The organism is Shewanella khirikhana, from assembly GCF_003957745.1.
GTDB classification, from domain to species: Bacteria; Pseudomonadota; Gammaproteobacteria; order Enterobacterales; family Shewanellaceae; genus Shewanella; species Shewanella khirikhana.
In genome coordinates, this window is the sequence record NZ_CP020373.1 from 3,520,107 (window position 1) to 3,534,999 (window position 14,893).

General features: G+C 56.4%; 17 protein-coding genes. 14 read left to right on the forward strand and 3 right to left on the reverse strand.

Features of this window, described 5'->3' with window-relative positions; genetic code table 11:
• Window positions 1–3: 3 nt before the first annotated feature.
• Together accB and STH12_RS15450 are read left to right on the forward strand one after the other, a co-directional pair.
• Entirely contained in the window at window positions 4–429 is a 426-nt protein-coding gene (accB, locus tag STH12_RS15445; protein WP_126169553.1) for an acetyl-CoA carboxylase biotin carboxyl carrier protein, read from the forward strand.
• Complete coding sequence (locus STH12_RS15450) at window positions 419–1,756, forward strand: acetyl-CoA carboxylase biotin carboxylase subunit (protein ID WP_126168368.1); 1,338 nt, start codon at window positions 419–421, stop codon at window positions 1,754–1,756. The genes accB and STH12_RS15450 overlap by 11 nt, the downstream gene beginning before the upstream one ends.
• 62 nt (window positions 1,757–1,818) lie before the next feature.
• Here STH12_RS15450 and STH12_RS15455 read toward each other — a convergent pair whose 3' ends face one another.
• From STH12_RS15455 to STH12_RS15465, 3 genes are all read right to left on the reverse strand, one after another.
• A complete protein-coding gene (locus STH12_RS15455) occupies window positions 1,819–2,874 on the reverse strand; it encodes an MJ1255/VC2487 family glycosyltransferase (protein ID WP_126168369.1) in 1,056 nt (351 codons plus the stop codon).
• Between the two features lie 19 nt (window positions 2,875–2,893).
• The gene (locus STH12_RS15460; protein WP_126168370.1) at window positions 2,894–3,406 is read right to left on the reverse strand and encodes a phosphatase PAP2 family protein; all 513 of its coding nucleotides are present in this window, start codon (window positions 3,404–3,406) and stop codon (window positions 2,894–2,896) included.
• Between the two features lie 102 nt (window positions 3,407–3,508).
• A complete protein-coding gene (locus tag STH12_RS15465; RefSeq protein WP_126168371.1) occupies window positions 3,509–3,757 on the reverse strand; it encodes a YgjV family protein in 249 nt (82 codons plus the stop codon).
• 339 nt (window positions 3,758–4,096) lie between these two features.
• On the opposite strand from STH12_RS15465, the gene rraA reads away from it, so the two are divergent.
• The 12 genes from rraA (at window position 4,097) to hemB (ending at window position 14,795) form a co-directional block, all read left to right on the forward strand.
• On the forward strand, window positions 4,097–4,582 hold the full coding sequence (gene rraA, locus STH12_RS15470; protein WP_126168372.1) for a ribonuclease E activity regulator RraA: 486 nt from the start codon (window positions 4,097–4,099) through the stop codon (window positions 4,580–4,582).
• Between the two features lie 149 nt (window positions 4,583–4,731).
• A complete protein-coding gene (locus STH12_RS15475; RefSeq protein WP_126168373.1) occupies window positions 4,732–5,769 on the forward strand; it encodes an arginase family protein in 1,038 nt (345 codons plus the stop codon).
• A gap of 253 nt (window positions 5,770–6,022) precedes the next feature.
• The gene (gene ubiE / locus STH12_RS15480; RefSeq protein ID WP_126168374.1) at window positions 6,023–6,778 is read left to right on the forward strand and encodes a bifunctional demethylmenaquinone methyltransferase/2-methoxy-6-polyprenyl-1,4-benzoquinol methylase UbiE; all 756 of its coding nucleotides are present in this window, start codon (window positions 6,023–6,025) and stop codon (window positions 6,776–6,778) included.
• Entirely contained in the window at window positions 6,778–7,395 is a 618-nt protein-coding gene (locus STH12_RS15485) for a ubiquinone biosynthesis accessory factor UbiJ (protein ID WP_126168375.1), read from the forward strand. Before ubiE ends, STH12_RS15485 begins: the two co-directional genes overlap by 1 nt.
• The gene (gene ubiB, locus STH12_RS15490; protein ID WP_126168376.1) at window positions 7,392–9,041 is read left to right on the forward strand and encodes a ubiquinone biosynthesis regulatory protein kinase UbiB; all 1,650 of its coding nucleotides are present in this window, start codon (window positions 7,392–7,394) and stop codon (window positions 9,039–9,041) included. Before STH12_RS15485 ends, ubiB begins: the two co-directional genes overlap by 4 nt.
• A 61-nt stretch (window positions 9,042–9,102) precedes the next feature.
• The gene (gene tatA / locus STH12_RS15495) at window positions 9,103–9,345 is read left to right on the forward strand and encodes a Sec-independent protein translocase subunit TatA (RefSeq protein WP_126168377.1); all 243 of its coding nucleotides are present in this window, start codon (window positions 9,103–9,105) and stop codon (window positions 9,343–9,345) included.
• 6 nt (window positions 9,346–9,351) lie between these two features.
• Window positions 9,352–9,735 carry a Sec-independent protein translocase protein TatB gene (tatB, locus tag STH12_RS15500; RefSeq protein ID WP_126168378.1) on the forward strand — a complete coding sequence of 128 codons (384 nt, stop codon included), beginning with the start codon at window positions 9,352–9,354 and terminating at the stop codon, window positions 9,733–9,735.
• Between the two features lie 3 nt (window positions 9,736–9,738).
• Complete coding sequence (tatC, locus tag STH12_RS15505) at window positions 9,739–10,491, forward strand: twin-arginine translocase subunit TatC (RefSeq protein WP_126168379.1); 753 nt, start codon at window positions 9,739–9,741, stop codon at window positions 10,489–10,491.
• Window positions 10,492–10,586: 95 nt separating this feature from the next.
• Window positions 10,587–11,093, forward strand: coding sequence for a hypothetical protein (locus STH12_RS15510; RefSeq protein WP_126168380.1), 507 nt, complete (start codon window positions 10,587–10,589; stop codon window positions 11,091–11,093).
• A 3-nt stretch (window positions 11,094–11,096) separates the two neighbouring features.
• Window positions 11,097–11,900 (forward strand): TatD family hydrolase, encoded by an 804-nt coding sequence (locus tag STH12_RS15515; protein WP_126168381.1) that lies wholly within the window; start codon window positions 11,097–11,099, stop codon window positions 11,898–11,900.
• Window positions 11,893–13,767 (forward strand): sensor domain-containing diguanylate cyclase, encoded by a 1,875-nt coding sequence (locus tag STH12_RS15520; protein ID WP_126168382.1) that lies wholly within the window; start codon window positions 11,893–11,895, stop codon window positions 13,765–13,767. The genes STH12_RS15515 and STH12_RS15520 overlap by 8 nt, the downstream gene beginning before the upstream one ends.
• A 14-nt stretch (window positions 13,768–13,781) precedes the next feature.
• Window positions 13,782–14,795, forward strand: a complete 1,014-nt coding sequence (gene hemB, locus STH12_RS15525; RefSeq protein ID WP_126168383.1) for a porphobilinogen synthase — start codon at window positions 13,782–13,784, stop codon at window positions 14,793–14,795.
• The last annotated feature ends 98 nt before the right edge of the window (window positions 14,796–14,893 follow it).

Sequence of the window (14,893 nt, forward strand, 5' to 3'; positions counted from 1 at the left end):
GCAATGGATCTTCGTAAAATCAAAAAGTTGATTGAGCTTGTGCAGGAGTCCGGCATCAACGAGCTGGAAGTGCGCGAAGGGGAAGAGTCGGTGCGGATTATCCGTCACGGCAACCTGCCGGCGCAGCCCGTGGACACCACTCAGGCTGCGGCACCCATTGCCGTTTCGCCTGCCAGCAGTCATCAGGGCCACAGAGTCCTCTCGCCCATGGTCGGCACCTTCTATCGCGCCCCCAGCCCCGAGGCTCGTCCCTTTGTGGAAGTGGGCACCGAAGTGGCCGTGGGCGATACCTTGGCCGTGATCGAGGCCATGAAGATGATGAATCAGATTGCCGCCGACAAGGCTGGCGTGGTCAAAGCCATTCTGGTGGACAACGCCACCCCGGTGGAGTTTGACCAGCCGCTGTTTGTGATAGGCGATGCGGACTGAGCCGCCATTCACCAGGGTGCTGATTGCCAACCGCGGCGAAATCGCGGTGCGGATTATCCGTGCCTGCCATCAGCTGGGGCTGGCCACAGTTGCCGTTTACTCCAGCGCTGACAGGGGCGCTTTGCATACCCGGCTTGCCACCAGTGCCATTTGTATCGGCCCGGCGCCAGCCAAAGACAGCTACTTGAATATCAATGCCTTGCTGACGGCAGCCCGCATCTCGGGTGCCGATGCCGTGCATCCGGGTTATGGCTTTTTGTCGGAGCGAGCCGACTTTGCCCGGGCGGTCACGGCCGAAGGACTGGTGTTCTTAGGCCCTGACGCCGACACCATAGCCACCATGGGCGATAAGGTCAGCGCCATCAACGCCATGAAGGCGGTGGGCATTCCCACCCTGCCGGGTTCGGATGGTGCCGTCGGTGATGACATGGACCGCATCGAAGCGCTCGCCGATACCATTGGCTATCCGGTGCTTATCAAAGCCAGTGCCGGCGGCGGCGGGCGCGGCATGCGCAGGGTCGACTCTGCCATGGCGCTCAAAGACGCCATTGACCTGACCCGGAGCGAAGCCAAAGCGGCCTTCGGTGATGACACCCTGTATCTGGAGAAATTCCTCCCCCACCCAAGGCACATCGAATTTCAAATCATCGCCAATGGCGAAGACGCCCTGTGTCTTGGCGAGCGCGACTGCTCGGCCCAGCGCCGCCATCAAAAGTTGATTGAAGAAGCGCCAGCCCCAGGCATCGACCGAGACCTTATCGAATCCATGATGCACCGCTGCGAGCAGGCCTGTCGCAGCCTCAAATATCGTGGCGTGGGTACCTTTGAGTTTTTGTATCAGGACGGGGCATTTTTCTTTATCGAAATGAACACCCGCATTCAGGTGGAGCATACGGTCACCGAGATGGTCACCGGTATCGATTTGATTGCAGCCCAGCTGCAACTGGCACAGGGGGCACCGTTGCCTGCGCCGCCACAGGTTCGCGGCCATGCGATAGAGTGCCGTATCAACGCCGAAGATCCCCGCACCCAACTGCCAAGCCCGGGCAAGGTCAATGCGTTAATGCTGCCCGGCGGCCCCGGCGTGCGCTGGGACTCAGCTCTGTTTGCCGGCGCCGCTGTGCCGCCCCACTATGATTCCATGGTGGGTAAGCTGATTTGTCATGGTGACAGCCGCGAGCAGGCCATTGCCAGAATGCATCAGGCTCTGACCGAGCTTAAGATTGAAGGTATCCACACCAATCAGGCATTGCAGCAGAAGATACTTGCCAGCGACGACTTCAGCCCCTGGCAGCAGGATATCCACTTCGCAGCCAGGCTGCTCTAACTGGCGCACCTCTTGGCGGTGCATCGGTCACTTGTTTTAAATGGCTTAAGCGGCTTTAAAGGCTAGCGCCAGGTATCCGGCAGTTTCACCTGCTCCCACAACTCGCGGCTGAGGCGTTGGGATGAGTCGCCCTTGCTGTCCTGCCAGTCGCCGCTGCCAAGCCAATCCACCAGGGCATCGCCCACGGCTGGGTAGCGCACCGGCTCGGGGCTTGAACGCTTAAGCCAGCTTTTCAGGGTATCAGGGCTTAACTGCATCATGCTGTCGGCAGCGCCGAGCAGTTGCAGCGCCGCCACGTTGGAGAGCTGCTCAAACTGCCCCAGCAAGGGCTTTACCAGCAGCTTCTTGCCCAGAGTCAGGGCTTCACTGGCCAGCTCAAATCCCGCGTTGGCCACCACACCTCCGGCTTCGGCCAGATGGCGGCGAAAGCCCTGCCGACAAAAGCCATGCCACTGAATATGCGCGGGAATGTCACTGCCGAGCGATTGCGAGTGATACACCAAAAAGCGGTAGTTTTCGAAGGGTTTCAGTAAGCTGACAATGGCCTCAGGCGCCTCAAAGGGCAGATACACCAGAATATCGTGACCGTGCTCTTCACTGACTTCATCCACCTCCACAAAGGGCGGCAGCAGTGGAAAGCCGAAGTGATGCCAGTGGCAACCTAGGGCCATATCCACCGGGGCGAAGTAATCCAGCAGCTTTTCGTTAAACCAGGTGTTGCCCACTTTGGGCACATCAAAACGCAGCGCCGCCTGATGGCTAATGCCGATACAGGGCACCTTTTGCCGTCTGGCTGCCCAGGCGCTCACCGGCTCAAAATCGTTGAGCACCAGATCATAGCCCGATAGATCCAGCGCGCGAATATCCTGCCACCAACGGCAGTTAAGGTTTTCGCGCACTGTATCGACCGAACTGATTTTGCCGGCCTGACTGACGAAGGTCAGCCCCTTGGCTACCCTGAAGTCACCAAAGGCTTCCATATCAAAGAACTGCGATTTGGGTCTGCCGCTGAACAGATAATCCACCTGCACATCCCTGCGCTCCAATGCTTTGGCCATCACCCGTGCACGACTCAAATGGCCATTACCCGTGCCCTGCACACCGTACAGAATTTTCATAGATTCAATGACATCCTTATCAATAGAAGCTGTTGGCCCACGCAACCGATACTGTGCCCAGAGCCGCACCGGCAGCGATATCCATGGGATAATGCACCCCCAGCGCCACCCGCGAGAGCCCAATCAGACAGGCCCAGCCATAGGCTGCAAACAGTGCCGCGGGGTAAACATCGGCAATCGCGGTGGCCATCACAAAGGCCGCCGCCGTGTGCCCCGAGGGCAGACTGAATTTATCGGAAGGCTCAAAACTGCACTCGAACCCCAGGGCCGCGTGGCACGGGCGGGTTCGACGAATGCTGTTTTTCAGCAACAAATAGAGGGGAAGTTCCAGAGCAAAGGCCAATAATGCCAGCCTGAACAATTGGTTACCCTGAGAGTCAAACAGCAGTAAGCCGATACTCAGGTATAAGTAGAGGGGACCATCGCCGGTGGCAGACACCAGCAAAGAGCTGCGCTGTAATCCATGTCGGGAAGCACCGCCGTGGATCAGCTGAAAACCGCGCCTGTCGAGCTCGGTCAGATGTGTGAGCATTCGGCCTCCAGAGAGTGCGCCAGGATAAGCCGAATACTAGAGAGCTTGCGTGACGGGGCGGTGACACCCGCCCGACACTTTTATGACATCGCCGGGGCGAAATCAGGCAGTTACTGCGCCCTGGGTTTTGGCACGGTAGATTTTGATCAGGTGATAGACGTTGATACAGGCAACGAAAGCATTCATGCCCGCCACAGGCCAGGCCGTGATGGCAACACCGTAGGCAACAAACAGGCTGCAGCCGATAAAGTTCAACCATCTCAGCCAAATAATATCTTTCATCATCAGTGAGATAGCGACCATTACCGAAGCCATGTAGCCAACGATTTCAGTCATGTTCAAAGCTTCCATAAGGCACCTCGAAATAAGGCCCTCTGCCTTCCCTGAGCTTAATGGGGGGTCCGTGCCCCTAAAGCGATTTGTTAATTGAAACTGGATTGAGACTGGGGACAATGCTAACAAAAGTGCCCACAGTGTTGTAATAAAAAACCGTCATATGATGACAGAAGTCAAAAAAATGCGCCATAAAGATTAGGCATGATGAAATTAAACTACATTTGGCATGATATATGGGGGTGAGCCAATACCGTGATTGATAACACTTTTCTTTTCAAGATTCCCTTATATACTGGCCTAAGTTCAGTGTAGAGCTGCCTAACAGCCTGATTTGAGGCGAAACAGGAGATGACTATGGAATACAACACCTCAGAATTATGTGACATGTTTCTGGACGTCGTGGATGTGGTTGAGCCCATGTTCAGTAATTACGGTGGTGTTAGCTCATTCGGTGGAGCCATCAGCACAGTCAAATGTTTCGAAGACAACGGCCTTATTGCCGACGTATTGGCTGAAGAAGGTGAAGGACGGGTATTGCTGGTCGACGGTGGCGGCTCGCTGCGCCGGGCACTGGTAGATGCAACCATTGCCGAGATTGGCGTAAACAATGGCTGGGAAGGCATTATCGTGTACGGCAGCGTGCGCGACGTTGATGCCCTCGAAGAGCTGGATATTGGTATTCAGGCCATAGCCTCCATTCCGGTCGGTGCCGACAACAATGGCACCGGTGAAGTGGATGTGCCGGTGAACTTTGGCGGCGTGTCTTTCCTGCCGGGCGACCATGTGTATGCCGACAGCACCGGGGTTATCCTGTCACCGGACCCACTGGACATCGAATAGGCCCCAGAGCCTGTTTCGCATCATAAAAGCCGGCCTAGCGCCGGCTTTTTTCATGGCGAATTTAGCCCGCCAGCGTTGCCTTTTCGGCATCCTTTGCCACAATATCGCCAACGCGCATTATCGCCACAACAACATCAGACCTCGAACCTATGCAGCACCTTATTCCCTTTACGCCACAAGACATGAGCGGCATTCTCGGGCAGCGTCCCGGCGAAACCCGCCTTGGCAATCACTTCCTTCTGCCCGAAGGCCATGACCTTGGCGCCTGCCTCGCCAACGCCAAGTCGCTCGGTGCCCGCTTTGTGTTACTTGGCGCCGGGGAAGATGCTGGCCCCCGTGCCAACCTCGGCCGTGGCGGCGCCACCAATGCCTTCGAGGCCTGCCTTAAGTGGCTGGTGAACCTGCAATCGAACCGCTTCTATCGCGGCAATGACTGCCTGCTGCTGGGTCAGCTCGATTTTGGTGACCTGTTGCCCGGCGAAGATGCCGAGCTGGACGCGCTGCGCCAAGCGGTGTCCCAGATGGATGAGCGGGTGATTGATGTAGCCAGTGCCATTATGGCGGCCGGGCTTGAACCCATAGTGATTGGTGGCGGTCACAACAATGCGTTTGGGCTGTTGATGTCGGTGAAGAACGCCTTCGGTCGCCCTGCGGCCGCAGTAAACCTGGACCCCCATTCAGATTTTCGCCTGCGTGAAGGCCGCCACAGCGGCAATGGTTTCAGCTACGCCGCCGCCAGCGGTGCGCTCGATTTTTACCATGTGCTTGGGCTGCACGAGCTGAAAAACAGCGAGGCCAACCTGGAGCAGCTTGAAGCCTTTGGCGGCAGCTGGCACAGCCTGCAGCAAATCTGGGTAAGGGGTGAGCTGAGCCTGGACGAAGCGCTCAAATCCATCAGCAAAAACCTTAGAACCACTGGTCTGCCGGTGGCGCTCGAGCTGGACGTGGATGCCATCGCTAATATGCCCTCCAGCGCCATGACTGCAGCCGGTGTGCCGCTGCTGGATGCTGCCCGCTATATCAGCCACATCGCCAGACACTGTGACTGCGCCTATCTGCACCTGGCCGAGGCGGCGCCCTCTTGCCACGAAACCGGTGAAAACGCCGGCCTTCGGGAAGTGGGCCAGAGCCTGACTGAGCTGGTGTACGCCTATCTGCGCGGCCGTCAACTGGCTGTCGGCGCCTGAGCCACATCCGCCCGCAGGGTAATTCAGACGGGCGAATGAGCCTGACTCAGTCGAGCTTCATTAAATTCGCATATTGTGGTCTAATGCGCAGTCATTGCGCCTGTGGCAAAACCCTACCGGGCTCACAAGCTTGACATGCTTTGGGCAGCGGGATAGGTACTGGATCACAAAGCTGATTGCTTAAGGATTCAGCAAGGGGCCGGATAGGCATACACTGGCGGTTAACAGTATGGGAAACAATAGGAAAGAACAGATGTCCGAGGGCGCCTCAAAGAGTACCCACTTTGGTTTCAAGACCGTAGATTCCGACAAGAAGGCCGATCTGGTTGCTGGCGTATTCCACTCAGTGGCCGCCAAGTACGACATCATGAACGATGTGATGTCCTTCGGTATCCATCGCCTGTGGAAGCGATTCACCATTGAAACTGCCGGTGCCCGTCCGGGGATGAAGGTGCTGGATCTGGCCGGTGGTACCGGCGATCTGACCGCCAAGTTCTCCCGTCTGGTGGGTGAGCGTGGTCAGGTAGTACTGGCCGATATCAACGACTCCATGCTGAAAGTGGGTCGCTCCAAGCTGCGGGATCTGGGCGTGGTGGGCAACGTGAACTACGTTCAGGCCAACGCCGAAGCGCTGCCATTCCCCGATAACCATTTCGATATCATCACCATCGCCTTCGGCCTGCGTAACGTGACCGACAAAGACGCCGCCCTGCGCTCCATGCAGCGCGTGCTCAAGCCCGGCGGCAAACTGCTGGTGCTGGAATTCTCCAAGCCGCAGCACGACGTGATGCGTAAACTGTACGACCTCTACAGCTTTAAAATTCTGCCCAAAATGGGTGAATTTATTGCCCAGGACGCCGGCAGTTACGAATACCTGGCCGAGTCCATTCGCATGCACCCTGATCAGGACACCCTCAAGGGCATGATGCAAAACGCCGGTCTCGAGCAAGTGGATTACATCAACATGACCGATGGCGTAGTGGCACTGCACCGGGGTTATAAGTTCTGATGCTGCCACGGGAGCTGTCACTCTTTGTCTGCGGCGCCGTGGAACTGGGCTTTGAGAAACTGCTTGCCCAAACCGGTGCCAGCCCAAGGCATTATGGCCTGCATGGCAAACGCCTCGCTATTGAATTGACCGAGCTCCCCTTCCCGCTGTTTCTTATCTTCGATGACAGCGTGACCGTGCTTAGCCGTTATGAAGCCGAAACCGATGTCAGGGTAAAGGCATCAGTTTCAGCGCTCTATGCCCTGAGCCAGGGCGAAAGTCTCAGCATGCTTATCAAGGCCGATCGACTCGATATCGATGGCGACCTCAATGTACTGCAGGGCTTCAGTCGCCTTATCAAAGAGCAGCAGTTCGACATCGGCGAGCCGCTGTCACGCTATATTGGTGACGGCCCGGCGCACAAGCTGCAATCCGGCGGCCGCTGGCTTGGCAGCGAACTGAAGCGCATTGGCGACAAGACCTTAAGCCACCTCGCGCAACTTTCCACCGAGGAATACCGGCTCGCGCCCCACCGCATTGAGTTTATTCATCTCAAGGACAACATTGACTCGCTGGTGCAGGACACTGACACTATCGAGAAAAGAATCAATCAATTAAGGGACCGTCTCACACCATGACCCTCGCCAGTCTTCGCCGTGGATATCAGGTCATTCGCACCCTGCTCCACTATGGCCTGGATGATGTACTGCCTCCTTCCCTGACTCCCTGGTATTTTAAACTGGCGCGCAAGAGCCTGTTTTGGGTGCGTAATCGCCACAAAGACAAATGTGGCGGCGAGCGACTGAAACTGGCGATGCAGGAACTGGGGCCGGTTTATATCAAGTTCGGCCAGATGCTTTCGACCCGTCGCGATCTGCTGAGCGACGAATGGGCCGAAGAGTTGGCCATGTTGCAGGACAGGGTACCGCCATTTGACTCAGCGCTGGCCCGTGCAGCCATCGAAGAAGAGCTGGGCTGCGCCATCGACACCCTGTTCGATGACTTCGACGACACGCCGCTGGCCTCGGCGTCGATTTCCCAGGTGCACACCGCCACCCTTAAATCCAATGGCGAGCCTGTGGTGCTCAAGGTGCTGCGCCCCAACGTGGAAGCCAAAATCCATGCTGACCTGGAGCTGATGCTGCAGGTGGCAGGTTGGGTTGAACGTCTGCTTGGCAGCGGTAACCGCCTGCGGCCGCTGGAAGTGGTGGAAGACTACCAAAATACCATCCTCGGTGAGCTGAACCTCAAGCTGGAGGCGCTGAACGCCACCAAGCTCAGAAACAACTTCCTCGATTCAGATGCGCTCTACATTCCTTATGTTTATGAAGAACTTTGCCATCGCCGACTGATGGTGATGGAGCGTATCGATGGCATCCCGATTGCCGATGTTGAGGCGCTCAATGCTCAGGGCACCAACCTGAAACTGCTGGCCGAGCGTGGTGTGGAGCTGTTTTTCACCCAGGTGTTCCGCGATAACTTCTTCCATGCCGATATGCACCCCGGCAACATTTTTGTCAGCCGCGAGCACCCGGAGAATCCGTTCTATATCGGCCTGGACTGCGGCATCATGGGCAGTCTTACCGAAGAAGATAAGCGTTATCTGGCAGAGAACTTCCTCGCCTTTTTCAACCGCGACTACCACCGCATTGCCCAGCTGTATGTGGAGTCGGGTTGGGTGTCGTCCAACACAGACATTCTGGCCTTCGAGCAGGCCGTGAAGATGGTGTGCGAGCCCATGTTCAATAAGCCGCTGCATGAAATCTCCTTCGGCCATGTACTGCTGGAGCTGTTCCGCACCGCCAGACGTTTCGATATTGTGGTGCAGCCGCAGCTGGTGTTGCTTGAGAAGACCCTGCTGTATATCGAGGGCCTCGGCAGACAGCTGTATCCGCAGCTGGATTTGTGGCAGACCGCCAAGCCCTTCCTCGAGCGCTGGATGGCCGAGCAGGTTGGCCCCAAGGCAATGTTCAAAAAAGTGCAAACCAATTTGCCATTCTGGTCTGATAAACTCCCCGAGTTTCCGGAGCTTATTTATGACAATCTGAAGCTTGGCCGCAAATTGCTGGGTACCCAGCAACAGATGCTCGACCGCTATCTGAAGTATCAACAAAAGGCGCACAAGAGTAATTTTCTGCTTATCAGCTCTGCCGTTTTGTTGATCTGTGGCACTATTTTGTTTGCCCAAACCGCTACACTGTGGCTCTCGTACGCCTGTCTCGGCGCCGGTGCCCTGGTTTGGCTAGCCGGATGGAGATCCAGGCCAAAGAATCGTAAATTTTAGCTAGCACTAAATAATCACAGGTTCATAATAGAACCACTAAATTTCTAAAGAGGAATCCTTCATGGGTGGTATCAGTATTTGGCAATTGCTCATCATCGCACTTATCGTGATCCTGCTGTTCGGCACCAAAAAACTGCGTTCACTGGGCGGCGATCTCGGCGGTGCCATCAAGGGCTTCAAGAACGCCATGTCCGATGAGGAAAAAAAGGCCCTCGAAAGTAAAGAAGCTCAAGAAACTCCTGCCCAAACCTCACAGCAGGCAACTGAAAAGAAGCCTGAGGCCGAAAAGAAAGAACAGGCGTAATTCTCTATGTTTGACGGTATCGGCTTTATGGAGCTTCTGCTCATCGCCATCATAGGTTTGGTGGTGCTTGGGCCGGAGAGATTACCTGTGGCGGTGCGTACCGTGTCCGGTTGGATCCGTGCCATGAAGCGGATGGCCAACTCGGTCAAGGACGAGCTGGAGCAGGAACTGAAGATCGAGCAACTGCATGCCGATCTGAAAAAGGCCGAAAGCAAGGGGCTTTCCAACCTCTCGCCTGAGCTGCAAGAGTCCATCGACCAGCTCAAACAGGCGGCACAAGAGGTCAACCGCCCCTATCAGGTTACCGAGCCAGAGCCTGCCAAGCCAGCAGTAAGCGAAGCTGAGCCGGCAAAAGCCGCGGAAACCGAGTCGCCTAAAGCCAACGGATAATTCATGTCGTCACATCAACAACCTCTGATCAGCCATCTGCTTGAGCTGCGCACCATACTGCTCAAGTGTATTGCCGGTGTCATGCTGGTGTTTATCGGTTTGGTTTACTGGGCCAACGATATTTACCACTACATGGCCATCCCCTTGATGCAGGCGCTGCCCGAAACCTCAAGCATGATTGCCACCGACGTGGCCGCGCCCTTCTTCGCGCCCTTCAAGCTGACGCTGGTACTGTCGTTCTTTATCGCAGTGCCCTATGTGCTGTTTCAGGTATGGTCGTTTGTGGCGCCGGGGCTGTATAAGCATGAAAAGCGTCTGGTGGTACCGCTGCTGATCAGCAGTACCCTGCTGTTTTACCTCGGTATTGCCTTTGCGTACTTTGTGGTGTTTCCGGTGGTGTTTGGCTTCTTTACCAGCGTTGCGCCGGAAGGGGTGACAGTTGCCACGGATATCAGCAGTTACCTGAACTTTATTCTCAAGCTGTTCTTTGCTTTTGGCTTGTCATTTGAAATCCCCATTGCCGTAGTGCTGCTTTGCTGGGCGGGGGTAACCAGTGTTGAAGACCTCAAGCAAAAGCGGCCGTATATCGTAGTCTCGGCCTTTATTATCGGCATGTTGCTGACGCCACCGGATGTGATTTCACAAACCATGCTGGCCATTCCCATGCTGCTGCTGTTTGAAGGCGGATTGCTTGCGGCGCGCTTTTACAGTAAAAAGGGCGAAGACGAACAAGAAGAGCAATCGCAAACCGAATAACTCCCGGTTAAGCCATTGCCATTTATCGGCCTGTCCCGTCTGGGTCGGGCCGATTCTGTATTCATAGCCAAAGTAGAAATACAAGGAACTCTATTATGCGCAGCTTATGGCTTTTGGCCCTTGGCCTGACCACCCTTCCCGCAATGGCCTCTGTCGAGCAACAACTGGCTCAGTGTGCCACTATCAGCGACAAACTGGATCGACTGATTTGTTACGATAAACTCGCCGAAACCGCGGCCCGTACGCCAGTGGCCGATGCCGCGCCTGTGCTGGTTCCTGCTGCCGCAGTAGCCGCTACGCCCACAGCACCCGTTGCCCCGGTCTCCAAGCCTGCGCCCACCGTGGAAGACAGCTTTGGTAAAACCAAAAAGGCCGAAGAAGAGCCGGACCGAATCGATCTTGAAATCGCCACTGTCAGCAAAGACCAGTACGGCAACCTCAAAATCAGCTTCACCAACGGCCAGGTGTGGAAACAAACCGACAGCCGCCGCTATAAACTGGACGCCGGTGAAAAGGTGTTTATCGAGAAAGGTGCATTCAGCTCTTTCTATCTCGGCAGCGACAGCCGCAACTCTACCATTCGGGTCAAGCGCATCAACTAAGCCATGCCCAAGTATCTGGACATTGCCGTCAACCTGATTGGCAGTGCACTCGAGTCCAACCTGGATGAGGTTATTTCAGGGGCAGATGCCGCAGGCGTCTCGCCTCTGATTGTCATTGGCAGCAGCCTCGATGAGAGCGAGGCCGCCATTGCGGTTTGCAACGCACATCCAGGGAAACTCTACACCACCGCCGGGGTGCACCCACACCATGCCTCTGAATGGCATGAAGGCAGCGCCGCTATTCAGGCGACCCTTTGCCAGGCTCCCTCGGTGGTTGCCGTGGGCGAGTGTGGCCTCGATTACAATCGTGACTTTTCACCGCGCCCGAAACAGCGCGAAGCCTTTGCTGCCCAGCTGGCTTTAGCGGCAAAGCTTGGCAAGCCGGTGTTGATGCACGAGCGTGACGCCCACGAAGACTTTATTGCCATCGTCCGCGAGCACAGAGCGCATTTGACTGGCGCACTGCTGCACTGTTTTACCGGCACCCGGGCACAGATGGAAAGCTACATTGAGCTTGGCCTGCACCTAGGCATTACCGGCTGGGTGTGCGATGAGCGCCGAGGACAGGAGCTTGCCGAGCTGGTGAAGTACATTCCCGGCGAGCGGCTGCTGATTGAAACCGACAGCCCCTATCTGCTGCCACGTTCTATGCGACCCAAGCCCAAATCGGGCAAGAATCTGCCCTGCTATTTGCCCTATATAGCGGCCGAAATCGCCCGCCTGCGGGGGGAAGATGAACAGGCCTTTATCGAGCGCACCTATCAAAACAGCCTCAGATTTTTCCAGCTGGAGTCGGCCCATGATTAGGCTGTTCCTGCTGTTGTGCATAAGCGTTTTTTTAAGCCCTATGGCCTTGGCGGCCAAGTCACTTATTCTCACCGAAAGCACTGCCGATGAACTCGATCTGGCCCCCTGGACCACCCAGTTTCAGGCCAGCGACTCCCTGGATTTTCGCGCCTTACCGCCATTTGGTGACCCGCGCTGGCAGCCCATCGAGCAGGGCGGCAAACGCGGCGTGGGTGCCAAAGCACTGTGGCTGAGGTTTGATATCGATGTGCGTGGCAACGCCGAAAACCGCATTTTGAGCATCAACAACCCGCTGCTGGATAATGTGCGTCTGTACCATCTGGTGAATGGCAACCTGATGAGCGAGCTGCATCTCGGCGACAGCCTGCCATTTGAAAGCCGGCCGCTGCGTTCAACCCAGTACCTGTATCCGTTTCAGCTCAAACCCTGGCAGCAACACAGCTTTTTCCTGCGTATCGACACCGAGGGCAGCGCCCATGTGCCCATGAGTCTGGTCAGCCCGGGGCGCTTAAGCCAGCTGTCGGAAAGTCGCAGCCTGGCCCATGGGTTTCAGTTGGGGATCCTTACCGCCATCGGCCTGTTCAGCCTATTTGTGGCCCTGGCGTCGGGGTCCTTCAGCTACAGCTATTACTCGGCCTATGTACTCAGCATGACACTGCTGGTCGCCACCATTCAGGGGGTTGCCTTTCGTTATCTGTGGCCCAACTGGCCGGCCATGCAGGCCTGGGTGATCCCCTTCCTGCTGCCGCTGGTGATGTGTTTTGCGCTGATGTTCGCCGAAAAGGTGCTGCAGCTTAAATACCACAATATCCGCATGCTGCGGATTTGCCGCTTCAGCGCCGCGTTCAGCCTGTTTCTGGCACTGTTGTCGCCCTTTGTCAGCTACAACCTCGCCATTTACTGCGACATAGTGGCGCTGCTGGGGATTTCCCTGGTGTTGCTGAGCTTTGCGCTGATCCAGGCCTTCCGCGGACAAAAGCTGGCCCGATTGTATTTCCTTGGCTGGATAGTGCTGCTCGCCGGCACCGCAGTGAGCAGCCTGATTTACCTTGGGATTATCAAAATCCAGGTCGACCCGCTGAGCCCAGCCATGCTGGGGGTGACCTTCGAGATTGTGTTTATGGCGGCGGTACTGGCGATTCGTTACAGCGATGAGCGCAAATCCAAGCTGCGTATTCAGCACGAAGCGCTGGAGCAGGCGCAGCGGATCCGCGAAGCCCGTGAAGATGCGCTCAAAATGGAGGCTGAAACCAATGAACGCCTGGAAGACATGGTGCAGGAGCGCACCCTGGAGCTGGAAATTGCCCTGCGCGAGCTGAACGAAGTGAATCAAAAGCTTACCGAGCAGACCACCATCGACAGCCTGACCGGGGTGAAGAACCGCGCCGCCTTCGATAAACGCCTGCAGGCCGAAGGCCGGATCAGTCGCCGCCAGCAAACCCCGATGGCGGTGCTGATGCTGGATATCGACCACTTTAAGCGCATTAACGATCAGTACGGCCACCTGGCCGGCGATCAGACGCTTAGGGTAATTGCCGACAGCATGAGTTCACATCTCAAGCGTCCAACGGATCTCGTGTCACGTTTTGGCGGTGAGGAGTTTGCTATCATCCTGCCATCCACAGATAACGAGGGTGCCCTGGCCGTAGCCGAAAACATCCGCCGCGGCATAGAAGAACTCGCCATTCACTGGGAGAGTCAGAACATCCCGCTGACCCTGAGTATCGGGGTCAGCTGCAACATCATCGAGAGCGAAGATCATCCTCTGGAACTGCTGGAACAGGCAGACAGGGCGCTCTATCAGGCCAAACATCAGGGCCGTAACCGGGTGTGTCTGTTCGACAGCACCCCCGACTCCCAATCTTAGTCGAGGAGACGATAGTGAACATCATCACCAGTGCCTTCCCACAGCGCAGAATGCGCCGCATGCGCAAACACGATTTCAGCCGTCGCCTGATGGCGGAAAACACCCTGACGGTCAACGACCTGATTTATCCGATGTTTGTACTGGAAGGGAACCATCGCACCGAGCAGGTTGCCTCCATGCCCGGCATCGAGCGTTACAGCATCGATTTGCTGCTCAAGGAAGCCGAAGAGCTGGTCGAACTGGGCGTGCCTCTGGTTGCACTGTTCCCGGTCACGCCGCTGGAGAAGAAATCCCTGCTGGCCGAAGAAGCCTACAACCCGGATGGTCTGGCCCAACGTGCCGTGCGCGCCCTTAAGCGTGAATTCCCGCAGCTGGGGGTGATGACCGACGTGGCACTGGACCCCTTCACCACCCACGGTCAGGACGGCATCATCGATGACACCGGCTATATCGTCAACGACATCACTACCGAGATCCTGGTAAAGCAGGCGCTGTCCCACGCCCAGGCCGGTGCCGACATAGTGGCACCATCGGACATGATGGACGGCCGCATCGGCGCCATCCGCGAAGCGCTGGAAGCCGCAGGCCACGTGAATACCCAAATCATGGCGTACTCGGCCAAGTATTCCTCCAGCTACTACGGTCCTTTCCGCGATGCAGTCGGCTCTGCCGGTAACCTCAAGGGCGGCAACAAGCACAGCTATCAGATGGACCCGGCCAATACCGACGAAGCGCTGCACGAAGTAGCGCTGGATATTCAGGAAGGCGCCGACATGGTAATGGTCAAGCCAGGCATGCCTTATCTGGATGTGGTTCGCCGGGTTAAATCAGAGCTGGCAGTGCCCACCTTTGCCTATCAGGTCAGTGGTGAATACGCCATGCACATGGCCGCGATTCAAAACGGCTGGCTGGCAGAAAAAGCCATTGTGATGGAATCTTTGCTGTGCTTTAAGCGCGCCGGCGCCGATGGTATTTTGACCTACTTTGCCAAGCGTGCTGCCCAGTGGCTGAAGGACGATGCCAGGTAGTCACCCAAAGGTATGAAAACCGCGATTTCCGAAGCCACCCAATGGGTGGCTTTATTGTATTCCCCCATAAAACACAGGATGATACAAAGTTAGGCCAA